Here is a 25245-nt window from a genome sequence, read left to right as displayed (position 1 = left end):
CTGATGCTCAAATAATTTTAGACTTGCTTTTAAAATAGTTATCAACGGTTTTAATTTTCAAATCATTTTTTTCTTATTTTTAATTGTAAATCTGCGTTATGGAAAAAAAGTACGAGCTATCAACTGGGATCTTGGAATGTTATCCTTTTCATGCTTTATTTTATTTTAAAGCCACTGCCTTCAATATAGCCGAAGCAAAGGAGCTATCTAAGGCGCTCGATACCCATTATAGGGGCAGAAAATGTGTTGTTATTTCTACCAGAGAATTTACCAAAACTATTAATCCGCTAGTGTATCAAGAAGTGCCTTCAAAAAGTGTTGTAGGCGTTGCAATAGTGTCTAATAGCGAGAATGTTAAAAATGAAGCTATTGAGGAACAAGGTCTTTTTAAGGGTTCCTTTGGGTATTTTAATTGCATTGAAGAAGCCGCAAACTGGGCCGAGACGGTTGTAAACTAAAATTACCCAATTATCATTCCCGCGATGGTTGCCGAAATTAGAGAAGCAATAGTTCCGCCTAATAAAGCTTTCATTCCAAATTTTGAAAGTGTTTTTCGCTGTCCGGGAGCTAAAGAACCTATTCCGCCAATCTGAATTCCTATGGAAGCAAAATTTGCAAACCCACAAAGCATATAGGTAGCCATAATGATGCTTTTTTCATAGTTGAGATGAAGCGAATTTCCTATGTTTTTAAGTTCGGCCAATTGTATGTAGCCTACAAATTCACTGGCAACAAGTTTTATTCCCAACAATTGCCCCATCATAAACATATCTTCCTTTGCTACGCCAATTAGCCACATTAATGGTGCGAAAATAGTTCCTAAAATTGCCTCTAACGAAAGACTTTTATAATCTGAATTTGCAGCTACCCAATCATTGGCCGTTGTTACACTGCCCACCCATCCCAGGATTCCGTTGAGCATGGCAATAAAAGCTACAAAAACCAAAAGCATCGCACCTACGTTTACCGCCAGTTTTAAACCTTCGGTTGTTCCGTTGGCAATGGCATCTAAAAAGTTGGAGCCTATTTTTTTTGAAGAAACTTTTACATCTGTATTTATAGGTTCAGTCTGAGGGTATAAAATTTTGGAAATAACAATTGCACCCGGCGCGGCCATTACTGAAGCAGCCAAAAGATGTTTTGCAAACGTTAATCGCAAAGCGGGATCATCACCGCCTAAAAACCCAATATATGCGGCTAGTACTGCTCCAGCAACAGTAGCCATCCCGCCAATCATTACCAGTAACATTTCAGACTTATTCATTTTTTCCAGGTAAGCTTTAATTAAAAGCGGAGCTTCAGTTTGGCCTAAAAAAATGTTTCCGGCAACACTTAAGCTTTCGGCGCCGGAAATATTTAAAAGTTTGGTAAGTAGCCACCCCATTGCCTTAACTACTACTTGAATTATTCCGAGGTAAAAAAGCACCGAAGTTAGCGCAGAGAAAAAGATAATAGTTGGTAAAACTTGAAATGCAAAAATGAACCCGTACGAATTAATGTCTAACATGCCGCCGAATAAAAACTCGCTTCCGGCCTTTGTATAATTAAGAACATTTACAAAAAGTTGACCAACGCTTTCGAAAATATTTTTGATAAAATTCACTTTTAAAACCCCAATGGCAATAAGCAGTTGAAAAGCGAGTCCGATACCAGCTGTCTTCCAATTTATGGCTTTTCTATTTGAACTAAAAAGAAAAGCTATTAATAACAGTGAAATCATCCCTATAATACCACGCCATAAACTATGTACCGTAAAACCTTGGCTGGGAGTAATTTCTGCAGTATTTGCAACCGTTGCAAGTGCCGAAGTAGTTTTGGGAGCTGCAGATGTTAGTTGGTATTTGTAATTATTTTCGGAGAGAGAAAGCGTGCTGTCTGTTACTTGTTCAACCCGAAATCTTCGAATACTATCGGCCGGACTATTAAAGAAAAGAACTAATAAATTATTTTGTAGCATGTAGTCGCCACTTGGTGTTAAACTGTCGGCTGCCACGTGATATTCAAAAGTTCCGTTGTCGAATTTTAAAAAATCCTCTTTAGAATTTATGTTTAGTATGGCGAGACCGTTTTCATCTTTTACTTCTGAAAATTGCCAGGTTTTTTCTATGCTTTGGGCAAAACTATTTCCGAAGAAGAAAAGCGCCAAGGCTACAAGTATAATTTTTTGCATAAATATTAAATAAGTACCAATCTTTTTTTTGCTCTTATTGATCTTCTTTAAAGTGTCTTTGATTTACTTTTTAGATGTAGATCTGCAACTATTCCCGTTTAGAAATTTCATCGCGAATGCTTGCGGCTTTTTCGTAATTTTCGTTTTTCACAGCTTCATCTAACATTTTATTTAATTCACTAAGACTGTAATTGGAATAATCTGCACTCGATGATTTTAGCGACTCCCTGTCTTCACCTAGAATTAAATCTTCAATTACCGCTTCTTCCTTTTTTGAAAGCGCTTTTTTGGAAGTTGAAGTTTTTAAGTGGATTCCCGCTTTGTCCAAGATATTTTTATAGGTAAAAATTGGAGCATTAAACCGAAGCGCCAAAGCAATGGCATCGCTGGTGCGCGCGTCTATTATTTCTTCAATTTTATCGCGTTCGCAGATAATGCTGGAATAGAAAACGCCGTCTACCAATTTGTGTATAATAACTTGCTTTACAACAATGTCAAAACGGTCTGCAAAATTTTTAAAAAGGTCGTGGGTGAGCGGTCGCGGAGGGGTAATATCCTTTTCTAGGGCAATGGCAATAGATTGTGCTTCAAAAGCCCCGATAACAATGGGAAGTTTTCGTTCACCGTCAACTTCGTTTAAAATAAGGGCATATGCGCCATTTTGTGTTTGGCTGTATGAAATTCCTTTGATTGTAAGTTTCACTAAACTCATTCTTCAAAAATCAGTTGTAAATATTTATTTCGCGTTGTTCAGTTAAACAATAGACTATAAAAGTAACGAATAAAAAATCAATAAAAAAGGCTGTTTAAATTTGGATGCTTCCTTATCTAAACAGCCTTTTATCGAGGCACAAATTAATAAAAAATTATGCGTTCTGTGCCTTAAATTCTTTTAATTTTTCTGTAAGCTGAGGCACAATTTCGAAGGCATCGCCTACAATACCATAGTCTGCGGCTTTAAAGAAAGGTGCTTCGGGGTCATTATTAATAACCACTTTTACTTTTGAAGCATTAATACCTGCCAAATGCTGAATAGCACCAGAAATACCTATGGCAATGTAAAGATTTGATGCAACAGGTTTTCCTGTTTGCCCCACGTGCTCGCTATGCGGTCTCCAACCCATGTCGCTCACGGGTTTTGAGCACGCCGTGGCGGCACCTAAGGTTTTTGCGAGATCTTCAATCATTCCCCAATTTTCGGGTCCTTTTAGGCCGCGCCCACCAGAAACAACAATTTCGGCATCTGCAATGGTTACGGTATCGGTAGCTTTATCTACGGAAACAATTTCCATATCAAAATCGTGTGCATCGAGGTTTGGAGCAAAGTCTTCAGTTGATGCCGACGTTTCATTTTCTTTTAACCCGTATGAATTTTTACCTAAACCAATTATTTTAATCTCGGTTTTAATTTCTGTTGTGGCGAAGGCTTTGTTCGTAAAAACGCTGTGCTTCACTTTAAATGGTGAGGTGCTCTCTGGTAGTGCAACAACGTTGGGAACAAAACCAGCTTCAAGATTAATGGCCAGGGTTGGCGCTAAAAACTTGCTGTTTGCACTCGCCGATAAAACAATAACTGTTGCGTTTTCACTTTTTGCGGCTTGCCCAATGGCATCTGCGTAAGCTTCGCCATTAAATTTATTTAATTTGTCATTAGAAACCTGTAGCACTTTTGAAGCGCCGTATTTTCCTAATTCCGAAGTGTCGTTTGCATTTATGCTAACCGCGGTAACCGAAGTTCCCATTTGGTCTGCAATGCCTTTTGCGTAAGAAACTGCTTCGAGAGCAATTTTCTTTATTTTTCCTTCTTCTGATTCTGTATATACTAAAACTGACATGTTTTTCTTTTTTTGATTCTTAAATTACCTTCGCTTCGTTGTGAAGAAGATTTACTAATTCCTCTACATTATCTACTAATTTCACGGGGCCTTTTGGTGCAGGTTTTTCAAAACTTACGGTGTTTGTTTCAGAACTTGTTTCAACTGCTTCTTTTACATTCAATGGTTTGGTTCTGGCTTGCATTATACCGCGCATATTAGGGATGCGAAGATCGCTTTCTTCCACCAAGCCTTTTTGGCAACCAATTACCAACGGAAGTGATGTTTTTAAAGTTTCCTTTCCTCCGTCTATTTCACGAATTGCGGTTGCTTTTTCACCTTCTACTTCTAGGCCAATACAGGTGTTTACAAAATTGGCACCAATTAGTTTGGCAAGCATTCCAGGTACCATTCCGCCGTTGTAATCTATAGATTCTCTTCCGCCAATAATTAAATCGTAACCGCCTTCTTTGGCAATATTTGCCAATTGTTTCGCAACAGAAAAACCATCGGTTGCCGGGGTGTTTATACGTATTGCTTCATCGGCGCCAATCGCCAATGCCTTGCGCAATGTGGGCTCTGTTTCTGGCCCGCCAACGTTTATTACGTGAACCGTGGCTCCTTGTTTTTCTTTAAACCACATGGCGCGTGTAAGGCCAAATTCATCATTTGGATTGATAACAAATTGTACCCCATTTGTATCAAATTTGGTGTCGCCGTCGGTAAAATTAATTTTTGAAGTTGTGTCCGGTACGTGACTTATACAGACTAATATTTTCATCTTTAAAAGTGTTTTTGGATTGTAAAATTTGAGCCAATTTATAAATTAAGATTATAACTAAATTGCTCGTGTGCGAAGTTAAGAATATATTTCTTTTTTTTGTTATGCACGCATAATAAATTTTGGTTAAAAGTGACTAATTATTATATATACAGATAGTATTTATGCTATTTTTGCTACCCATTCCGATATCTTTTCGGAATATTGTTATTTACATTTCAATTTAAACAAATGAAGACACTACAATTTAGAGAAGCCATACAAGAAGCGATGAGTGAAGAAATGCGTCGCGACGAAACTATATACCTAATGGGCGAAGAAGTTGCCGAGTACAATGGTGCGTACAAAGCCAGTAAGGGAATGCTAGACGAATTTGGCGCAAAACGGGTTATTGACACCCCTATTTCCGAAAACGGATTTTCAGGTATAGCCGTGGGTTCTGCAATGAATGGCAACAGGCCCATCGTAGAATTTATGACGTTTAACTTCTCTCTCGTTGCAATAGACCAAATTATAAATAACGCTGCAAAAATGCGCCAAATGAGCGGTGGGCAATTTAATATTCCCATTGTTTTTCGTGGACCAACAGCTTCTGCAGGACAACTGGCCGCTACCCATAGCCAGGCTTTTGAAAGCTGGTATGCTAACTGTCCTGGATTAAAAGTAATTGTGCCAAGCAATCCTGCCGATGCAAAAGGGTTGCTAAAAAGTGCCATTCGCGATAACGACCCCGTAATTTTTATGGAAAGTGAGCAAATGTACGGCGATAAAGACGAAGTGCCAGAAGGCGAATATTTAATCCCCATTGGTGTTGCCGATATTAAAAGAAAAGGTACAGACGTAACTATTGTTTCTTTCGGAAAGATTATAAAAGAAGCTTACAAAGCGGCCGAAACACTTGCCGAAGAAGGTATTGAATGCGAAATTATAGATTTGCGTACCGTGCGTCCGTTGGATTATCAAGCAATTTACGACTCTGTAAAGAAAACAAATAGACTGGTTATTCTGGAAGAAGCATGGCCTTTTGGTAATGTTGCTACAGAAATAACGTACCAGGTTCAAAATAACGTTTTTGATTATTTAGATGCACCCATCGTAAAAATAAATACGGCAGATACGCCAGCTCCCTACTCGCCCGAATTATTAAAGGAATGGTTGCCAAATAGTGAAGATGTTGTTAAGGCTGTAAAGAAAGTGCTTTATAGAGACTAATTTTGCGCTCGTAAAAAATAGTCCACTACATACATGAAGCATCTTTTAATTTTATTTTTATTGATAACAGGTGCTTCGGTACATTCCCAAACCAAAGTAAGCGGTGTAATTAAAGATGCTACGGATTATCCTGTTGCTTTTGCAAACGTTATTTTTAAAGATTCGCAGGAGGGCACAATCTCTGACGAGAACGGGAGGTTTTATCTTGAAAGCGACAAAAGTTATGATACCGTTGTTTTTTCGTTTATAGGCTTTACCACTAATGAGGTGGAGCTTACTTCGCGCACTACGTATAATATGGAAGTAGTTATGCAAGAAAGCGCCAACGCATTGGACGAGGTAGTGGTGTATGCCGGGAAAACTTCAAAAAAAAACAATCCTGCCCTCGATATTCTTCGAAAAATTTGGGAAAATAGGCGGGAAAATGGTGTTAAAAAATTCAACCAATATCAGTACGATAAATACGAAAAACTTGAATTTGATTTAAATACAATTGACAGTGCGCTTATTAAGAGTAAGATTTTTAAGGGCATGGAATTTATATTTGACCAGACAGATACTTCAAAAATTACCGGAAACACTTATCTGCCCATTTTTATCAACGAAGCCGCTTCCAAAGTTTATGGCGATAATCTTTTGTCTGAAGAAAAGGAAGTATTGCAAGGAAATAAAAATTCAGGTTTTGAAAATAATCAGGCACTTATCGCTTTCGTAAAAGATCTTTATAGCGAATACGATGTGTATGATAACTATCTTAAATTTTTTGATAAAGCGTTTACAAGCCCACTTTCCAAAACGGGTGTAGACGTTTATAATTATGTGCTGCGAGATAGTGCATACCGCGACAATAAATGGTGTTATAATATTGTGTACTACCCCCGCCGAAAAAACGAGTTGACTTTTAAAGGCGATTTTTGGGTAAACGATACTACTTGGGCCATCAAGGAAATAAATTTAAAAGCTTCTAAAAGTGCAAACCTAAACTGGGTTCGCGATGTTTATATTGAACAAGAATTTGAAGTGCTAAACGATTCTACGTTTCTTATTACCCGCGATTATTTTATGAGCGATTTCAGCTTTAGAAAAAAAGAAGAGGCACGCGGCATTTATGGAAAGCGCACCACATTATACGATAATTACATTTTTAATATTCCAAAGGATAAAAAGTTTTACGCCCAGCAAGTAGATCCGTATAACTATGAAGTTTATAATCGTCCCGACGATTTTTGGGAAAAAAATAGAATGGAAAAGTTAAGCAAAGATGAAACTGGCGTCTATAAAATGCTCGACACGCTTAAAACGGTAGGTAGATTTAAAGCACTTTACAACATAGGTGCCACCCTGGCCAGTGGTTATTATGAAGTAAACAATTTTGATATTGGCCCTGTATTTTCAATTTTCGGATTTAATGAGGCCGAAGGAATGCGTATTCGCTTGGGAGGAAGAACCTATTTTGGTCAAAATGATCCTTGGCGACTTGAAGGTTTTGGGGCGTACGGGTTTAAGGATAATCGTTTTAAATATGGTATTTCTGGGAAATGGCTTTTAGATAGAAAATCCCGACTTACAGTTTTTGGGGGAAATCGTCGCGATGTGGAGCAAACAGGCGCGAGTCTAACCAACAGTAATGATGTTTTGGGAAGAAGTTTAGCGTCGTCGTCACTGCTTTCGGTGGGCTCTAACGACAGATTGTCGCGAATTAACTTGAGTACAGTAGGATTTGATATTGAACCTTGGAAGAATTTTATTTTGCGCTTAACTACTTCGTATAGAACATTAAAATCTGCCACCGATACGTTTAGCATAGACTACAAAGTAATGAATGATGGAGTTTTTACTGGCGAAGTAAAGAGCGTGCTTAAACAAGCCGAAATACAGCTTGGGTTCTATTATACGCCAAGAAAGAAAACTTCCGGATACGGTGTGGAACGCACTGTAATTAACGAAGGCGATTTTCCATCTTTTTATGCAGGTTATAGCTATGGTTTAAAAGATATAATGGGAGGCGATTTTGAGTATAAAAAACTGCAGGCACTATACACCCAACCTTGGAATATCGGGGGGCTAGGGCGCTTGCTCTCTACCGTTGAGGTGGGTACTACTATTGGCGCCGTACCATTAAGTTTGTTAAATCCCATACCCGGAAATCAAACGTATTTTAGTCTTTACAATACTTTTACGCAGCTAGATTATTACGAATTTGTTAGCGATACCTATGCGTCGCTTCATTTGCAGCATAATTTTGGAGGCAGAATATTTTCGAGAATTCCATTGTTGCGAAATTTAGATTTACGCGAGGTGGTTGGATTTAGAGCAGTTTATGGTACAATTTCGCAAGAGAATATAAATTTAAATGCCTCTAATATCGTGTATAAAGCCCCCGAAAATATCTACTGGGAGTGGAGTGTAGGCATAGGAAATATTTTTCGGGTTTTCAGACTCGATTTTAACTTTCGAGGTAATTATTTAGACAATATAAATGCTCGTGATTTCGGAGTTACGGGGGAGTTCGGCTTTTCATTTTAGCAGTTGGTCCTACCAAATTTGCAATAAGCAGCAATAATTCAAATAGTTTTTAAAGGTGAAATAGTCGCACTTCAAGTATTTGTAACGGTATATCTTTGTGTTATGAAAAATCTTTCGTTTGCAGAACCCCTTCCCACTACTGAAATAGATCTTTCACTATTTAATATCTCTGGAAATAGATTATTTTTAAAACGAGAAGATTTAATCCATCCATTTGTTTCAGGCAATAAATTCAGAAAACTTAAATACAATCTTCGGCTGGCTGATAAACAAGGATATAAAACGATTTTAACGTTTGGGGGAGCATTTTCAAATCATATTGCGGCAGTAGCGGCAGCTGGAAGAGAGTTAAATTTTAAAACCATAGGTATTATTCGGGGAGAAGAGCTAGAAAGCAAGATTACTGAAAACCCAACCCTTTCATTGGCCAAAAACTGCGGAATGCAATTATATTTTATTTCGCGAGAAGCATATAGACAGAAAGCAGAAATTGATTTCATAAACAAATTAAAAACCCAATTTGGCGATTTCTATTTGTTGCCCGAAGGCGGAACCAATGCCTTGGCCGTAAAGGGATGTGAAGAAATTTTAAACGAAAAGGGATTATCGGCAGATTATATTTGTGTTTCCGTAGGTACGGGCGGTACGCTGGCTGGCTTGGTAGTGGCTTCAGAAGAAAACCAACGTGTTTTGGGTTTTTCGGCATTAAAAGGCACGTTTCAGGCGAAGGAAATTTCAAAATTTACTTCAAAAACAAATTTTAAAATTACCGATGCATATTGTTTTGGCGGATATGGTAAAATAGATTTTGAATTGGTTCGTTTTATAAATGAGTTCAAAGAAAAAACAAAAATTCCCTTAGATCCTATTTATACCGGAAAAATGATGTACGGTATTATGGATCTTCTGAAAAAGGGGCATTTCAAAGAAAATAGCTGTATTTTTGCCGTTCATACAGGCGGTTTACAAGGCATAGCTGGTATGAACCAAAAATTGAAAAAGAAAAACCTACCTATAATTGAATAACATGATTGGCAGAATTATTCCACTTCTCTTACTGTGTATTATTTGTTTTGGCAGTTGTAAATCGAAGAAAACAGCTTCAAAATATAAAAAAAGGCAAAATACGGAACGTGTGGTCCGCGTAAACCAAACGGTTAAAGAAAAGGACACCAAAGCAGAAGAACCTAGCGTTGTAAAAGTACCTGTGAATACACCCTATAGCGAACGTGTAGCAAATTACATTAATGAATTTAGTGGAATTGCCATGGAAGAAATGCTACAATACGGAATTCCTGCAAGCATTACTTTGGCACAGGGAATCTTAGAAAGTGGTGCTGGTGCTGGTGAACTCACAATGAAGGCAAACAATCATTTTGGTATAAAATGCCATAGAGGTTGGGAAGGCGAAAGTGTTTACCACGATGATGATGAGCGCGGCGAATGCTTTAGAAAATACAGCGATCCCAAATATTCATACAGAGATCACTCTTTATTTTTAACCCAGCGCAGCCGCTATCAAGATTTGTTTAAATTGCGAAAAGACGATTATAAAGGCTGGGCAAAAGGCTTGCGAAAGGCCGGTTATGCCACCGATCCAAAATATCCCGATAAACTTATAAGCATTGTAGAACGCTATAGATTGGATCAATATGACGATCAGGTTTTGGGAAAACGTGTAAGTACCGCAGAACCCGACGATACTAAAATTGGAACGTATGCGGTAAAACCCGGTGATACGCTTTACAGTATTTCAAGACGATTTAACCTTACGGTGGAAACCTTAAAACAATACAACGGATTAAAAAATAATGATCTGGCTATTGGGCAAATACTGTATCTACATCCTGTGAAAAATCAATAAGAAAGCGACTTAAGACTGTAGTTTTCTGAAATAATTTCTTTTCATAAGCAATAAACTTTTAATTAAAATGAAATATCAAAGAAGCAGTGCGCTTTTTCAAGAGGCGCAAAAGGTTATTCCTGGCGGAGTTAATTCGCCGGTACGCGCATTTAAATCAGTTGGCGGAGATCCTATTTTCGTTGAAAAAGCGAAAGGGGCCTATATTTATGACGTAGATGGCAATAAACTAATTGATTATATAAATTCGTGGGGTCCTATGATTTTGGGTCACGCCCACGAACCGGTAGTCAATGCCGTTATTGAAAAATCTAAGCGAGGAACTTCCTTTGGTATGCCTACGGAAATTGAAACCGATATAGCGGCACTAGCGGTTTCTATGGTGCCAAATATTGATAAAATTAGATTTGTAAATAGCGGTACGGAAGCTTGTATGAGCGCAGTTAGATTGGCGCGTGGTTTTACGGGAAAAGACAAAATTATAAAATTTGCAGGTTGCTATCACGGACATAGTGATTCCTTTTTAATTCAGGCAGGCAGTGGTGCGATTACTTTTGGGGCACCAAATAGTCCTGGTGTAACTAAAGGCACCGCAAAGGATACCCTGCTTGCTACATATAACAATTTGGCAAATGTTGAAGAAGTAATTGCCGCAAATAAAAATGAAATTGCCTGTATAATTTTAGAGCCAGTTGCTGGAAATATGGGATGTATTCCACCAGCGGCGGGATTTTTAGAAGGCTTGCGTAAACTTTGTGATGCGAACGATATACTTTTAATTTTTGATGAAGTAATGACGGGGTTTAGACTTGCAGCGGGAGGAGCTCAGGAGTTGTTTGGTGTAAAGGCAGATATTGTTACCTTCGGAAAAGTAATTGGAGGTGGACTGCCGGTTGGCGCATTTGCCGCACGAGAAGAAATAATGAATTATCTGGCTCCTATTGGCCCTGTATATCAGGCGGGAACTTTAAGTGGCAACCCGTTGGCAATGGCGGCTGGATTGGCAATGTTAAAAGAATTGAACGAAAATCGAGAGGTTTTTAATTCAATTAATAAAAAGACAGAATACTTACACAAAGGCTTAGAAACAGCTTTAAAAACGGAAAATGTAAAATTTACTATTAATAGGGTAGGTTCAATGATATCGGTACATTTTTCAGAAGTTCCCGTTACAGATTTTGCGTCGGCGGCCCAAGCTAGCAATGAAAATTTTAAAAAGTTTTTTCACGGATTGCTGAATGAAGGAATTTACATTGCGCCGAGTGCTTTTGAAACTTGGTTTATTTGCGATGCATTGAGTTATGAAGATTTGGATGCTACTATTGCAGCATGCCAAAAGGTTGCAAAAAAGCTAAATTAGAGAAAACTGCTTATTTTAAATAGGTGCATAAAAAAGCCCCTTTCTAAACCAAGAAAGGGGCTTTTTTTACTAATAATCAATCACTAATTATTCATTTTAAGCCATTGAGCGTATTGCTCGGCCGTCAATGTTTTTTTCATTGCTTCTTTTAGCGAAGCATCAAATTTTTCTTTATTGGCTTTAACACCTGCGTTGCTAGCATCTTTGCCCGTAACGTGTTTTTGATAGTTAACTTCTTTTGCTACAAGTGCTCTAAAAACTGCGCGGCTTTGATCGCCGTTTAGATTTAATGCTTCTGTAATTTTTGCAGTTTCGGTTTTGGCAATTACCTCTGGTCTGTTAGTATCTTGAGACAATTGCTGCGCTGAGGTTGTTTGAACTCCCAAGAGCATAGTTACGGCAAAGGCAAATACTGTTAGTAGGTTTTTCATTTTAGTTGTTTTTAATTTTTTGAAGTTACTAATGTAACTAATTTGGTATTAACTAAAACAATAATTACGCCAAAAAATACAATTGAAACCGCAATTATTTTTCACCTCTCTTATTTAACGCATTTTTACTCCTCATTTTTCGTCTATTATGTTCTGAGGCTTTTTCCCATTTAGTAAACTGTGCATCGGTAAGAATTTCTTTCATCGCTTTTTTCATTTCAATGCGCTTATCCAGCATTGCAGATTTTGCTTCATATTTTTCTTCATCTGTCATATCCTTTCGGTTTTTTGAACGGTTGGGTTTGTCTTTTTGCATATTTAGCAATAGTTGATTCACCTTTATTTGTTGCGTTTCATTTAAATTCAAATCTAAAGTCAGTTTTTTGGTGTGTAATTCGGCTCTTTGTTCAGGGGTTAAGTTTTCCCGTAACTGTTTGCGGTGTTCAGGTCTATTATCGTTTTTGTTTTGTGCACTTATGGCGAAGGTTGCAAGCGCCATAAAAATAATCATTGCTTTTTTCATCTGTATAATATTTATTGTTACATAAGTATGACCTTCAATTTTTATATTAGTTTAATTTACTATAAATATAATCTTAACTCACTCAAACGGCAGGTTCCCTAAAAGTGGTTTTTAAATGTTAGATATACTGAATAGGTTTATGCAATAAATGGTTGCTGATCATAATTCTCGCGCCGATGCGAGGCCACTTATGCCAAAAAGGAGGATAATTTGTGTTCAGTGATATTCATAAAAAAGAGCCGTAGAAATACGGCTCTTTTCATTTTAAAAACAGTACTAATTATTTTACAACGAAGCGCAATACTTTGTTGTAATCGTTAAACTTGAGTATATATACTCCCAAGGACAGATCTTGAATATTAATGCTGTTATTATCGGCATTTACAATTTGCTGTTTCACTTTTTGGCCTAACATATTATAAATTGCAATAGTGTATTCTTGGGTTAAGTTTGCCAATGAAATAGTTTGATCTGCTGGATTTGGATAAAGCGACACGCCAAAAAATTCGTTGTCATTCACTCCTGCAGTAACGCAAGGGGTTGGGGCAGTACCAGCGTTATTTTCATCATAATTACAATCAGCAGCGTCTGAAAATGCAGCGGTAAGTTCTATTGTGCCACCATCTGCTGCAAAAACAACATTAGTGAACGTATGCGACGTAGTTAAACCTGAGGTAGATACTGAAGCCGTTCCGTCACCCGTTAAATCTAAAGTTCCTGTTGCTGGCGGGTTTACGAAGGTTACAGTTACATCAGCAGTAAAAAAATCGTCACTGCCATCTGTCGGGGTGCCATTATCGTTGCAAGGCGAAAGATTTGAGGTTTGAATACCCGAGATGTCGCAAGCGTTTGGATCGCAAACATAGTTTGGCAATACATAGCCTCGCGCTGTAAATCTGTCTGTAAAGGCATCAATTTCTGCACAACTGTAATTCATATCTATGGCAGCTTGTCTTACAGCGATCGCAGCGTTTTGTTGATTGGTGTTGCTATTGGTCATGGCAAGGCCTTCCCAAACTGCGGCGTCCATTTTTTCTCTTCCAATTATTTCCCAAATTTCGAGTAATACGGAGGACCATATTTGACCATCAGTATGAATTGAACCCGTTAGGCCACCCGGATACATTGCACCATAATTGGTTACGCGGCCATTCCAAAATGGATTGTGTCCGTCCCAACCAAACACCCAAAAGTATTGTGGGTCTGTAATATCCCAAAAACCTGTACTTCTTTTATAACTATTAGCCCAATAATCGCCAGTTCCTTCACTTAGCCCATTAACCTGACTTAGATTTCCGTTAGTAGCAAAGTCGTGAAGACCATGACCCAATTCGTGAAGCACAACGTCCATATCTTCGGCGTCGTCAATTCCACCTTCCCCAAATTGAAGACTTCCTGCGCTGTAAAATGAATTGTCTGCTCCGTTGGCACCATGTGGATCATAACGCATTACGCCACCATTGTAAATTGATACCAAAGGAATTCCTAAATCATCATTAATATATCGAAAACTCTTATCAATATGGTGATAGCAGTTTGCAGCTTCAAAACCTTGTTGGTCTCTTGTAAAACTGAAATCTGAATTTGTTTGTAAAAACAATCCCGTGGAGGGGGAGCCAAGTTCGGCTATTTCGGTATAGGGGCCTTTAAGCCGGTAGTTGGTGCCGTCAAATTGAATATCAAACAAGGTTACTGCGGTTCTTGCGGCATCGAGATCTGGGTTTGTAGCGTCGCCATTGTCGGAGTAATTTCCGCCGTAAACGTTACCAGTTTTAGTAAGAGGATCCGGATCAAAAACCATTGCTGTGCCGGTAACCAAAGTTGTGGGAGTTACAGTGTTTGAGGTGTGTTTTCCATTCTTTTTATGATAAATGGCAATATCTCGGGTGCTTAAAACAGTGCCCGTTGTGGCATCTATAATTGTTTCCCAATTTCCCATTCGGAATTCAGACATCGTAGTAACCCTATAAACCAATTTGCTGTCGCCAAGTTTATTATATACGTAGAGTTTTACTTCTTTTTGAGAAATATACCCTTCAATATTCAGTGCAGATTTTGCAATACGTAAGGCGTCTTCTTCAGATATTGAAGGTGTTGTGGCAATACTCGCCACCGAACTGTCAAAAGTACTTGCGTGGTAAGTTACTTGGTTTTTGTTTGAAACGTGAACCGCAACTGAAGAATCAAAAACTTCTACCCCATTTACTGTATGTTGGTAACGGAAAGTTGCTCCCGAAGGGCCTATGTGGCTATTTTTTAATTGAAAGTTTTGGTTGGTTTTGTTGATGGGCATATTATTGTCCATCCAAGTTTGGGCAACACTTTCCTTGCTGCTTTGGGCAAAGAAAACCTGTGTAAACACCAAAATTAGCGAAGTGAATAAAAGTTTTTTCATAAAATTAGGTTTAAAAAGCGTGAATAGATTGTCAAATGTAGTTGTAATCACATTTAAATCAAAGGTTTTTGAAATAAAGAAATTCAAAATTTTATTCAAAATTATGGTGGTAAATGAAAAAAAAAGGGAAGCAACATTGAAGTAACTTCCCTTTTTATACTATATTATTGCTGTTTTTATAAAACTGAAACCAGCAAATTGTCGTCGGTTTTTTCAACCTTTGCCAATTTTGAAGCCGTTAGGCCTTTAATGGCTTTGTCCCATTTTTTGTTGCTCAAACCGCTTTGAGCTTTTAATGCTTCCAACATAATCGGACTGTTGGTTTTTAAAAGAGTGAAAACTGCTTTTTCGTCTTCGGTCATTTCCACTTTTTTCTTTTCCGGGCGCATTTGCGGGAAAAATAGCACCTCTTGAATGGAAGGGTTATTCGTTAAAAACATTATTAATCTATCCATGCCAATTCCCATACCACTTGTTGGGGGCATACCGTATTCTAATGCGCGTAAAAAGTCGTAATCTATAAAAGCTGTTGCTTCGTCATCTCCGCGATCTGCAAGTTTTAATTGTGCCTCAAAACGCTCGCGTTGGTCAATGGGATCGTTTAATTCGCTGTAGGCATTTGCTATTTCCTTGCCGCAAACCATTAATTCAAAGCGTTCGGTGAGATCTGGATTGTCGCGGTGTTCTTTACAAAGCGGACTCATTTCCTTTGGGTAATCTGTAATAAATGTTGGCTGAATATAATTGCCTTCGCACTTTTCGCCAAAAATTTCATCAATGAGCTTTCCTTTCCCCATTGTTTCATCCACGGGAATTTTCATTGCTACGGCAGCTTTTCTAATTTCATCCTCGGTTTTTCCAGTAATGTCGAAACCTGTAAAATTTTTAATAGATTCTGCCATCGTTACTCTCGGATAGGGTGCTTTAAAATCTATATTGTCTTTTCCGAAGGTTGCTTTTGTGGTGCCATTTACTTCCAAAGCACAGAATTCTAACAATTGCTCGCAGAAATCCATCATCCAGTTGTAATCTTTATACGAAACGTAAATTTCCATGGCGGTAAATTCTGGATTGTGGGTGCGATCCATTCCTTCGTTTCTAAAATTTTTGGAAAACTCATACACCCCATCAAATCCACCAACGATTAATCTTTTTAGGTATAATTCATTCGCAATACGCATATATAGCGGAATATCTAGCGAATTATGGTGAGTAATAAATGGCCGTGCTGCAGCACCTCCGGGGATGGGCTGTAAAATTGGAGTTTCAACTTCAAAATAGCCGCGGTCGTTAAAGAAAGTACGCATGGCGTTAAAAAGTTTGGTGCGCTTTACAAAAATTTCTTTTACGTGCGGGTTTACAACCAAATCTGCATAACGCTGTCTATAGCGTTGTTCGGGGTCTGTAAAGGCATCGTGCACTTTTCCATCTGCATCAACGCGGGGCTGTGGCAAAGGTTTTAAGGCTTTGCTCAATAGGGTGAAATTTTTCACCATTACGGTTTTTTCGCCTACTTGCGTTTTAAAAAGTTCGCCTTCAATTCCTATAAAATCGCCAATATCCAACAACTTTTTATAAACCTCGTTGTACAACGTTTTGTCATCTCCCGAACAAATTTCGTCGCGGTTAAAATATACTTGAATTCGGCCATCGGCATCTTGAAGTTCAGCAAACGATGCTTTTCCTTGTATTCTTCGAGACATTAATCTTCCGGCAATTATCACATTTTTGCCTTCTTCAAAATCTGCTTTAATGTTTTTCGAAGTTTCGCTAACGGGATATAAATCTGCTGGATATGGGTTAATGCCCATCGTGCGCAGTTGTTGTAATTTTTCTCTTCGGATGATTTCCAATTCAGACAGTTGCATATATTTCAATATAAAAATAAGTTTGCAAAGATAGGTAATTGAACTTCGATATATGAAGTTCAAAGTTCGAAAATCGAAGTGCAAGATTTGAAATGTAAAATACGTTGCCGAGAATTGAAAATGACAGAAGTTATAAATAGAATACCGAGTGGTACACGCGATGTTTAGTGTTTTAAAAAGCAGGTGCGGACGATTAATAAATTACAGAAGTGAGAAATAAAAAATATTAGCGTAGTTTTGTTTGTTATGAGTATATGGAGAGTTTTACTGTCAATTCTATTTCCGCCGCTCGCCGTTATAGATAAAGGTTGTGGCTCTGTAATTATTGTTTTTATCCTTACCGTATGCGGATGGATTCCGGGCGTGATTGCCGCTCTTATCATTTTAAATAACCCTAATAGATAACATTATGAAACTAAAATTACTATTTCTATTTGCCTTTGCACTTACATTAATAGGCTGCCAATTTTCTGAAACCATGGTTATGAATGCTGACGGAAGTGGCGAAATGAGCGTTGAGGTAAATTTAAACGAAATGATGGCCTTTGGAGGCGGTGCGATGCTAGACTCTGCCTCGGTTAAAGTAGATACCATTATACATATGAAGCAGTTTTTGGAAGAAAAACGCGATAGTATCTCGAAGCTTTCGGCTGCCCAACAACAGAAATTAAAGAAGATGGAGAATTTTAATGTACGTGTAAAAATGGATTCAGAAACTTCTGAAATGATTTATGCAATTTCTACCAATTTCAAAAATGTAGCGGAAGCTAACGACATACTAAACGGATTGGAGCAAGCTGGAGGCATGATGCCTGGCGATAAAACCCAAGCGATGAAAACAACCAAAGAGGAAGGTTCGCAAGAATTAATTGGTGTGAATTATACATTTAAAAATGGAGTGTTTAAGCGCGATGCATACATAAAGGATAAGAAAATGCACAAACAGCAAGTTGATAGTTTAAAGCAAGCTGAAGCTTTTATGGGTGGATCTAATTATACCATAAAATACACTTTTGCCAATAAAATAAAGACAACCTCTAATCCCGAAGCTAACTTTTCGGCAGACAAAAAAACGGTTACCGTTCAAACTCCCTTTATTGAATATTTTAAAAATCCCGATTTACTTGATTTGCAAGTAGAATTGGAAAAACAGTAATTTTCGGCAACGTATTTGTATCTTACTCACATAACACTAAACTAAACACAGATGAAAGCATTGTATTTTTTAATTCCACTTTTTATGGTTAATGCCTGCAAAACGCAGACTGGAACTGTAATTTCATCAGAAAACACCAATATGGAACAAGTAGAAAACACCAGTTCTGGCTGCCCAGAGGTTGGAAACTGTAGTGTAGTATTGCACAAAAATAAAAGTCTTGTAGTTAAAGAAGACGGTACCGGAGCTTTGTATCCCGAAATGACCGCCGGCGACAATATGGTAGTGGAATACACCTATTTAAAAGAAGGTCCCGAAGGCACTGCAGATGGCAATTATTCTGAAACCATACATTTTGAAATACCTAATAATGTGAAAAAAATAAGCAAAGTAAATGCTTCTTTGAGCGATGTAAAACTTTTGTACGGCAAACATTGTTTTTGCAAGGGGGAGGCGGGTTACTACCCAATTACTAATGGCGAGCTTTCTATTTCTAGCAACAATGAAACGCTTACATTCAATTTAAATTTTGAAGTTGGCAAAACATCGCAGGTAGTATCAAATATTTCAGAAACAGTTAAGCTATAGTTGTAAGCTTCCTTTGAGATAAAAAGGTATTGTATTGAAAGCGAAGTTAAGCTTCAATTTAAAGGAAGAAATAGAAATAAAAAAAAGAGAAAAGAACAGGAAACTAAATCCTGTCTTTTCTCTTTTTTAATTATTGAATTAACTGCGAATTAATTTTTCACAATCTTTTTGGTCGTTACTTTGTTGCCGTTCTTTACAACAAGGAAATACATTCCGCTTTCAATATAGCTATACTCCAATTGTTTGTTAAAAGTACTTGAAGCAGATACATCGTCAAAACTGTATTGGTTAATTGCTCTTCCTCTTAAATCGTAAAGAGAAATTTCAATTTTGTCGTTAGACGCTGGTTTGAAAGTTAGGTTAAAAGTTCCATTTGAAGGGTTTGGATACACCGAGAAGTTTTCGAAAGCAAAGTCTTCAACACCTACAACGCCATCTACTGTTATAACGGCATCGTTTAGGTCGTAGAAAATATTGTTAGACGACATAACCATCAATCTTCCTGTGGTAGTATTTACGTTTGGAACATTTACCACAGCGTTTCCGTTGTTTGGAACGTTTAGCGCAACCGAAATTGGGTATGTTTGTCCGTTATCAGTAGAGAACCAAATATCTACATTTGGGCTATCTACGGGAGCTACATCAGTTCCAGCAACATCCCAAGTAACGGTTTCGGTATTCCCGATAGTCCACGTAGTGGCTGTATTTTGAGAAGTAATCTCAAACGGACCGGAATTAGCATCAAAAGTTAATATTAAATTGTCGCTAGCCGAAGCACCTCCACCGGCAACATTATCGCGAACGGTATATCTAAAATTCATAATTCTACCTACTGAAGGTACTACTTCCCACGTGTTTTGTGTATTACCAGAAAGTACAGTACCAATAGCTGGCATATATCTCATCGGCGAGTCTGATGGATCTAAAGTTCTAAAAGCCGGGCCGCTATTAGATGAATTTTGAGGTGGCATAGGCGCAACCTGTGGGTTCATTTGTTCCCAGCAATGTGATAATATATCGCCATCTGGATCAGAAGCAATTCCTTTTAATCTAAAAGGAGTAGATTTTGGTAAAGTGTAGTTAGGACCAGCATCTGCTACAGGAGGTAAGTTGTTTGTTGGTGATTGTACTCCACATTGTCCTTGTCCATTTTTAATATAGTTCCAGATTTCCTGAATGCTTATTGCAGTAAAATAATCATCACTATTGCTTTGTACGTTTGGAGGGCAAATACCAGCGTAACCCATAATTGAAGATCCGCTACCAGGCTCTACAGCAGTTGAAGGATTTCTGTTATTTCCACAAGAATTATTAAAGGTGTGGTTTGCACCAAATTGGTGACCCATTTCGTGTGCAACAAAATCAATATAGAAAATATCGTTTATAGGCGAAGTTAAACCTGTAACTCCTCTTGCTTTTTGTCCGGTTCGGCAAGGAACTCGAAGCCCAGCAATACCACCACCACCAGTACTAAATACGTGGCCAATATCGTAATTGGCATTTCCAATTATAGCATCACAGGTAGTTTGGTTTTGCCCAAGCATAGTACCTCCACTGTTGTTGGTGTACGGATCTGATGCTGCATTAAGGAAGATAATGTCTGTATTATTGGCAACGATAACCATAGTTAAAGAAGCGTCTCTTTCATACACTCCATTTACACGTGTCATTGCCACGTTCATTGCAGAAAGCACTGCAGCTTTTTTTACAGCATCCGAGGCACCGTTAGGGATTCCTTGTTGGTTTAAATGATATTGAGCATATTCACCTGTACACGCTAAGGCAAGTCTAAAAGTTCTTAGAATTCCATCGTCTGCATTAATGTTGTTATTAGGCAAATCCATTATTTCAGTTTCTTCCGTTAAACAAACAGCACTATTAGGATTCGCAGGAACTTGATTAATATTATAAGCTATATAATAATTTTTGTCCTGTGTATAAGGGTCAATATAAATAGTAGAATAGTGTACAGAAGAGATCATAACATGTACGCCCACATTCGAAACACTAAAACGAGCAATAGCAGAACCATCATCTATACCTTGTGCGGCATAAGATCGAATACCTGGGTGTTGCGCCTGAAGTTCTGGCTCCATTACAGAGGCTTCATAAACACGGAAACGCTGAATAACACCGTCGTTTGTTGGAAGTTCAATTACAACATCTGAGGTTCCCGTAAATCTTTCGGGGGCACGTTGCAATTGGCTTTTTAAAGCTGTTGTGTTTAGTGAGTATAAGTTAAATTCTTGCGGCATAGCGTTGCGAAATGCCTTTTGTCGGGTCTGCGTCTCGGAGTTTGTTGCCTTGCTCCATAACGCATTCTGCGCTTGTAATCCAATGCTTATTAGCATTAAAAATACAATCAGGAATGGCTTAAAAGTACTTTTTTTCATTGTAAATGTAGTTTATATGAATGTTTAGAGCGGTAAATATAATAACCTTTAGCCGATTTAATAAATATTTAAGAAATTAACTTTGGGATTTTTTATAAAAAAATTCACAAAAACTGAGAATTTTAAGTAGAAGAAAATATTAATCAATAATTTTACCGAGCTTAATAAAAACGGCAATGTAATGAGTAAATTTTTACAAATAAAAGACCTGGGTTTTAAGGATTATAAAGAAACTTGGGAATATCAAGAAGTATTGTTTCAAAAAATTCTACAAATTAAAAGCAACAACAAAAAGCAAGGTTTTGCGCACGATACCCCCAATTATTTTTTATTTGTTGAACATCCGCATGTTTATACGCTAGGCAAAAACGGACATATTGAAAATTTACTTATTTCAGAAGAAAAGTTAAAGGCAATAAACGCCACTTTTTATAAAATTAACCGCGGTGGCGATATTACCTATCACGGCCCAGGGCAAATTGTAGGTTATCCTATTTTAGATTTAGAAAACTTCTTCACCGACATTCACAAATATCTGCGTTTTTTAGAAGAAATGATTATTCTTACGCTCGCCGAATACGGCTTAAAAGCAGAGCGAAGTAAAGGCGAGACCGGAGTTTGGCTAGATGTAGGCACTCCCTTTGCCAGAAAAATTTGCGCTATGGGGGTACGAGCAAGTCGCTGGGTTACCATGCACGGTTTTGCTCTTAATGTGAATACCAATTTAGGTTATTTTGACCATATGATTCCCTGCGGAATTAAAGACAAAGCCGTTACCTCGTTACACGTAGAATTAGGAAAAGCCGAAGTTTCATTAGCCGAAGTAAAAGAAAAACTACTAAAACATTTTCTTCAACTCTTTGAAGCCGAAATAAAGGAAAAAATGGAAGCTTAACCTTCTATTTTCTCACTCGCCATTGGGCCTTGTTTTTTTATTTCTTTATTGAATTTCTTTGCGGTAGTTTGTAGTATAACAGCTTTAAACTTTAATTTATACCGTAAAATACTATACTGTTCGCCTCGCCTTTTACAACTAAACCAGTAGAACTGCCCTCGCCCATGGCGGCTTCTGAAGTGCCATAAACCGGAAAACCGTTGAGAGTTTCTCCATTTTTATCAAAAACATATACCTTTTTCTCCTGCGTTTCGGTTATGGTAATGTATGTTTTTCTACCTATATTAAATAGTTTCGGCACCGTGTAAAGTCCCAGGGGTAGTTCTACTAATTTACCATTAATTCGCAACAAATTGTCGTCCTTGGTTACTTTTGTGTTTTCTTCAACTAAAAACCAATAGTTGTTGCCTACATTTAACTTTAGCGTAGAAACCTTCCCGTCTTGAGCGATGCGTTCTTTCGTGTTCTCTTTGGTAATAACAACAAAATTGTTGTCCTCTTCTGCAATTGGAATATCAGAAAAATTGAACTTTTTTGAAATTGAAATCCGCGGTTTTCCCACGCGACTTAAAATATTGAGTTTTCCGTTTTCCTCGGCAATTACAATATAATCCTTGTTGCCCATGCGTATGTGTACGGGCGATAGCACAATAGAGCTCTGCGTTTTATTAAACCCAAAACCTTTTACGGTTTTACCGTTTTTATCGTACATAAACACCTCCTTGTCTTGCACAACTACAAAGCGGTAATTGCGATTGTTGTCGTAATCAAAAAGGGAGAGTGGTCGCGTAATTTTGTCTTTGAATTTTATGGGAAAGCCCTTTACATCTTTTCCATTTCTATCTAAAATATAAAACGTGTCCTGGGTTACGAAAGTAATTTGATTGCCGCCAGAAATTTCAACTTCCTCAATTTTTCCTAAAATCGGAGCACCCAGATTTTTACTCCAAAGAATTTTTCCGCTTTCCGAAATAAAATAGAGTTTATTGCCAATATCCTGCACCACTATTTTTACACTGCCATTTTTGCCTTTAACTATGTGTGGATTCCCCAATAAGGGGTTTTCGAGTTGTATGTTGAATTTTTCCGACACGCGGCCCGAAATACTTTTAGTAGCACCCCCGCTTTCTTTGCAACTAAGCGTTACGTGCGCAAAATTTCTGTCGAAGCTAAATTGAAGGGCTGCCAGGGGAAATTTATCAAACGATATATTTTTAAAATCCGCGCGGCTTTTTGAATTAAAAAAACTTGAAATGGTTTCCGAAAATTCGCCTTGCATTTTAAAGATTAAAAGGGAAGAAGCGCTGCTTAAATCCTGTGCTGTATTTTCAAAATACGAAGTGTTTTTTAAAGTTGCATTATTTTGAAACGAACTTATAATTTGCGCTGCGGTTTCTTCATTTTCGGTAAAAACAAAGAAATTTTCAAGTTGAAAAACATAATTTGCTTTTTTGTAATTTATAAATGGCGAAAAGGTTTTTTGGAACAAGTCCGGCTCGCTAAAACTGCTTATTTCAGTTTCGCGAAACATGCTTTTAGAAGAAACAAATCGCGCCAAAGCATCGTTTGTTAAAGAAGGATCAATGCTTTTTATAAAAATTGCGGTTTCGCTTTTTAGGCTTATACTTCCCACTTCACTAACCGAGCCGAAAATCCCGGTTGTTTTTAAAATTGGGTTTTCACCTCTAAAAGTACGCAGATTATTTTGAAAAGCTTCGGCATCGTTAAAGGTAAAGCTTAAGGCGCCTAACGCATCGGTGGGTACCAAAGCAGCTACATCATTGTGTTGCGGTACTTGTTCCTTAAAAACGTTTAGCAATTGTGGAATGCTGTCTGTAGCTAGTGTAATTCCGGTGGCGGTAAGAGATTCGGGCGCAATGGCAACGTCCAGCGCGCTCCACGATGTAAAATCTATTTTGGTAGAATCGGCGACAGCAATTCTATTTCCACGCATCAAAGCCGTAAACCCGTTTGAAGATGGTAAATTAAATACTTTTTTAAAAGTGGCATCGCGTTCGGTTTTTCCCTTTAAAATATCCTGCAAAATTTTTTGCGAAGACGAAATTACAAACACGCTATCTATCTGTGCTGTATAAGCGATTTCTGGGCTACGGCCAGATTTGCTGGCATCTATCGTTATACGTTGAAACGATTTTTTATCTATTTGCAGGGTTTCAACTGTTTTATTTTTAATGGAATCTACCTGAAATAAATTTTCAGTGTGTTTTGAAATAAAGGTAAATGCAGACACCGAATCGTTTAATGTATTAATACACAAAAGACTTTGCGCCGTGGGATGTAGCTTTTTAAAGAAAACAGATTTTTCGGCAAAAAATAAATACGGGCCAGTTTTTTCGAACATTGAAAGCAGGGAGTTGGCCTCAATATCTGCCTGTAGATTTTTAAGATTCGAAATTTTAAAAACCATCGAAGCATTCTCTGGAACAAAATCCATTAAAGTGCCTGTTTTCGAAGGGCTTTTGTCGCAACCTCCAAGAGTTCCAAAAAGAATAGCAGTAATAAATAGAAGCGCAAATGGTTTCCGGCAAATTTTTCCCATAACACAAAAATAGCATGGATTAATGATGGTTCAATGCGAAGTATAAAATGTTTATTGACGGGTTTTCAACAGTACAAATACTTGCTGTGATTAAAAATTACAAAGTATCCGCAATGTTTAATGTAAGTTGATCGGGAAGCAGTTTAAAACTCTTGCGATGAAAAATGGTGCTACCGTGCTCGCGAATAGCTTCGCGATGTGCTTTGGTTGGGTAGCCTTTATTTTGTTTCCAATTGTACTGTGGAAATTTTTTATGCAGCGTTGCCATATATTCGTCGCGATAGGTTTTCGCCAAAATAGATGCCGCGGCTATGTGTAAAAATTTACCATCGCCTTTTACTACACATTCAAAAGGCGTTTTCCCGAAAGGCTTAAAACGATTGCCGTCAATAGCAATAAATTGTGGTACTTGCGAAAGTCCTTGTATTGCGCGGTGCATTCCCAAAATAGACGCGTTAAGAATATTTAATTTATCAATCTCGTCCATCATTACATGAACTACTTTAAAACAAATAGCTTCTCGTTCGATAATAGACTTAAGTTCCATTCGTTTTTTTTCGGAAAGCTGCTTGCTGTCTGTTAAAAAAGGATGCTGAAAATCGTCGGGAAGAATTACAGCAGCAGCGGTTACCGGACCCGCCAAGCAACCACGGCCGGCTTCATCCGTGCCGCATTCAATGAGGTTTTTATTAATTTTTAGTTGAAGCATTAT

The 25245-nt window shown here is 37.8% G+C and carries 21 protein-coding genes; 10 read left to right on the top strand and 11 right to left on the bottom strand.

Features of this window, described 5'->3' with window-relative positions; all coding sequences use genetic code 11:
• Positions 1 to 98: 98 nt before the first annotated feature.
• Entirely contained in the window at positions 99 to 458 is a 360-nt protein-coding gene (locus VZD24_RS05610; RefSeq protein WP_279449192.1) for a hypothetical protein, read from the top strand.
• 2 nt (positions 459 to 460) lie between these two features.
• On the opposite strand, the gene VZD24_RS05605 is transcribed toward VZD24_RS05610, so the two are convergent.
• From VZD24_RS05605 to VZD24_RS05590, 4 genes are all read right to left on the bottom strand, one after another.
• Positions 461 to 2170 (bottom strand): NupC/NupG family nucleoside CNT transporter, encoded by a 1710-nt coding sequence (locus VZD24_RS05605; protein WP_342687107.1) that lies wholly within the window; start codon positions 2168 to 2170, stop codon positions 461 to 463.
• Between the two features lie 88 nt (positions 2171 to 2258).
• A complete protein-coding gene (locus VZD24_RS05600; RefSeq protein WP_279449190.1) occupies positions 2259 to 2882 on the bottom strand; it encodes a bifunctional nuclease family protein in 624 nt (207 codons plus the stop codon).
• A gap of 154 nt (positions 2883 to 3036) precedes the next feature.
• Positions 3037 to 4005 (bottom strand): electron transfer flavoprotein subunit alpha/FixB family protein, encoded by a 969-nt coding sequence (locus tag VZD24_RS05595; protein ID WP_279449189.1) that lies wholly within the window; start codon positions 4003 to 4005, stop codon positions 3037 to 3039.
• A 19-nt stretch (positions 4006 to 4024) separates the two neighbouring features.
• On the bottom strand, positions 4025 to 4765 hold the full coding sequence (locus VZD24_RS05590) for an electron transfer flavoprotein subunit beta/FixA family protein (protein WP_342687108.1): 741 nt from the start codon (positions 4763 to 4765) through the stop codon (positions 4025 to 4027).
• Positions 4766 to 4996: 231 nt separating this feature from the next.
• On the opposite strand from VZD24_RS05590, the gene VZD24_RS05585 reads away from it, so the two are divergent.
• From VZD24_RS05585 to hemL, 5 genes are all read left to right on the top strand, one after another.
• On the top strand, positions 4997 to 5977 hold the full coding sequence (locus VZD24_RS05585; protein WP_279449187.1) for a pyruvate dehydrogenase complex E1 component subunit beta: 981 nt from the start codon (positions 4997 to 4999) through the stop codon (positions 5975 to 5977).
• Between the two features lie 33 nt (positions 5978 to 6010).
• Complete coding sequence (locus VZD24_RS05580; protein WP_342687109.1) at positions 6011 to 8503, top strand: DUF5686 family protein; 2493 nt, start codon at positions 6011 to 6013, stop codon at positions 8501 to 8503.
• Between the two features lie 102 nt (positions 8504 to 8605).
• Positions 8606 to 9529, top strand: coding sequence for a 1-aminocyclopropane-1-carboxylate deaminase/D-cysteine desulfhydrase (locus tag VZD24_RS05575; protein WP_342687110.1), 924 nt, complete (start codon positions 8606 to 8608; stop codon positions 9527 to 9529).
• Between the two features lies 1 nt (position 9530).
• The gene (locus VZD24_RS05570) at positions 9531 to 10367 is read left to right on the top strand and encodes a glucosaminidase domain-containing protein (protein ID WP_279449184.1); all 837 of its coding nucleotides are present in this window, start codon (positions 9531 to 9533) and stop codon (positions 10365 to 10367) included.
• A gap of 67 nt (positions 10368 to 10434) precedes the next feature.
• Complete coding sequence (gene hemL / locus VZD24_RS05565; protein ID WP_279449183.1) at positions 10435 to 11724, top strand: glutamate-1-semialdehyde 2,1-aminomutase; 1290 nt, start codon at positions 10435 to 10437, stop codon at positions 11722 to 11724.
• 83 nt (positions 11725 to 11807) lie between these two features.
• On the opposite strand, the gene VZD24_RS05560 is transcribed toward hemL, so the two are convergent.
• From VZD24_RS05560 to lysS, 4 genes are all read right to left on the bottom strand, one after another.
• The gene (locus VZD24_RS05560; RefSeq protein ID WP_279449182.1) at positions 11808 to 12155 is read right to left on the bottom strand and encodes a hypothetical protein; all 348 of its coding nucleotides are present in this window, start codon (positions 12153 to 12155) and stop codon (positions 11808 to 11810) included.
• Positions 12156 to 12249: 94 nt separating this feature from the next.
• Entirely contained in the window at positions 12250 to 12678 is a 429-nt protein-coding gene (locus VZD24_RS05555) for a DUF4890 domain-containing protein (RefSeq protein WP_279449181.1), read from the bottom strand.
• A 280-nt stretch (positions 12679 to 12958) separates the two neighbouring features.
• Entirely contained in the window at positions 12959 to 15073 is a 2115-nt protein-coding gene (locus VZD24_RS05550) for a T9SS type A sorting domain-containing protein (protein ID WP_342687111.1), read from the bottom strand.
• A 176-nt stretch (positions 15074 to 15249) separates the two neighbouring features.
• The gene (gene lysS / locus VZD24_RS05545) at positions 15250 to 16941 is read right to left on the bottom strand and encodes a lysine--tRNA ligase (RefSeq protein WP_342687207.1); all 1692 of its coding nucleotides are present in this window, start codon (positions 16939 to 16941) and stop codon (positions 15250 to 15252) included.
• Between the two features lie 246 nt (positions 16942 to 17187).
• Here lysS and VZD24_RS05540 point away from each other — a divergent pair, with 246 nt between their 5' ends.
• The 3 genes from VZD24_RS05540 to VZD24_RS05530 are packed head-to-tail and all read left to right on the top strand — an operon-like array spanning position 17188 to position 18685.
• Positions 17188 to 17346 (top strand): YqaE/Pmp3 family membrane protein, encoded by a 159-nt coding sequence (locus VZD24_RS05540; protein ID WP_342687112.1) that lies wholly within the window; start codon positions 17188 to 17190, stop codon positions 17344 to 17346.
• Positions 17347 to 17350: 4 nt separating this feature from the next.
• Positions 17351 to 18097, top strand: coding sequence for a hypothetical protein (locus VZD24_RS05535; RefSeq protein WP_342687113.1), 747 nt, complete (start codon positions 17351 to 17353; stop codon positions 18095 to 18097).
• A gap of 51 nt (positions 18098 to 18148) precedes the next feature.
• Positions 18149 to 18685 (top strand): hypothetical protein, encoded by a 537-nt coding sequence (locus tag VZD24_RS05530; RefSeq protein ID WP_342687114.1) that lies wholly within the window; start codon positions 18149 to 18151, stop codon positions 18683 to 18685.
• 149 nt (positions 18686 to 18834) lie between these two features.
• Here VZD24_RS05530 and VZD24_RS05525 read toward each other — a convergent pair whose 3' ends face one another.
• On the bottom strand, positions 18835 to 21078 hold the full coding sequence (locus VZD24_RS05525) for a zinc-dependent metalloprotease (RefSeq protein ID WP_342687115.1): 2244 nt from the start codon (positions 21076 to 21078) through the stop codon (positions 18835 to 18837).
• A 181-nt stretch (positions 21079 to 21259) separates the two neighbouring features.
• Here VZD24_RS05525 and lipB point away from each other — a divergent pair, with 181 nt between their 5' ends.
• Complete coding sequence (lipB, locus tag VZD24_RS05520) at positions 21260 to 21973, top strand: lipoyl(octanoyl) transferase LipB (protein WP_342687116.1); 714 nt, start codon at positions 21260 to 21262, stop codon at positions 21971 to 21973.
• A 91-nt stretch (positions 21974 to 22064) separates the two neighbouring features.
• On the opposite strand, the gene VZD24_RS05515 is transcribed toward lipB, so the two are convergent.
• Positions 22065 to 24533, bottom strand: coding sequence for a hypothetical protein (locus VZD24_RS05515; RefSeq protein WP_342687117.1), 2469 nt, complete (start codon positions 24531 to 24533; stop codon positions 22065 to 22067).
• Positions 24534 to 24630: 97 nt separating this feature from the next.
• Complete coding sequence (gene rnhB, locus VZD24_RS05510; protein WP_342687118.1) at positions 24631 to 25242, bottom strand: ribonuclease HII; 612 nt, start codon at positions 25240 to 25242, stop codon at positions 24631 to 24633.
• Between the last annotated feature and the right edge of the window lie 3 nt (positions 25243 to 25245).

Origin of the sequence: Aequorivita flava, from assembly GCF_038742595.1 — a bacterium.
GTDB lineage: Bacteria > Bacteroidota > Bacteroidia > Flavobacteriales > Flavobacteriaceae > Aequorivita > Aequorivita marisscotiae.
The sequence above is the reverse complement of the archived record's forward strand: the minus strand, read 5'-3'. Positions and strand labels throughout refer to the sequence as shown.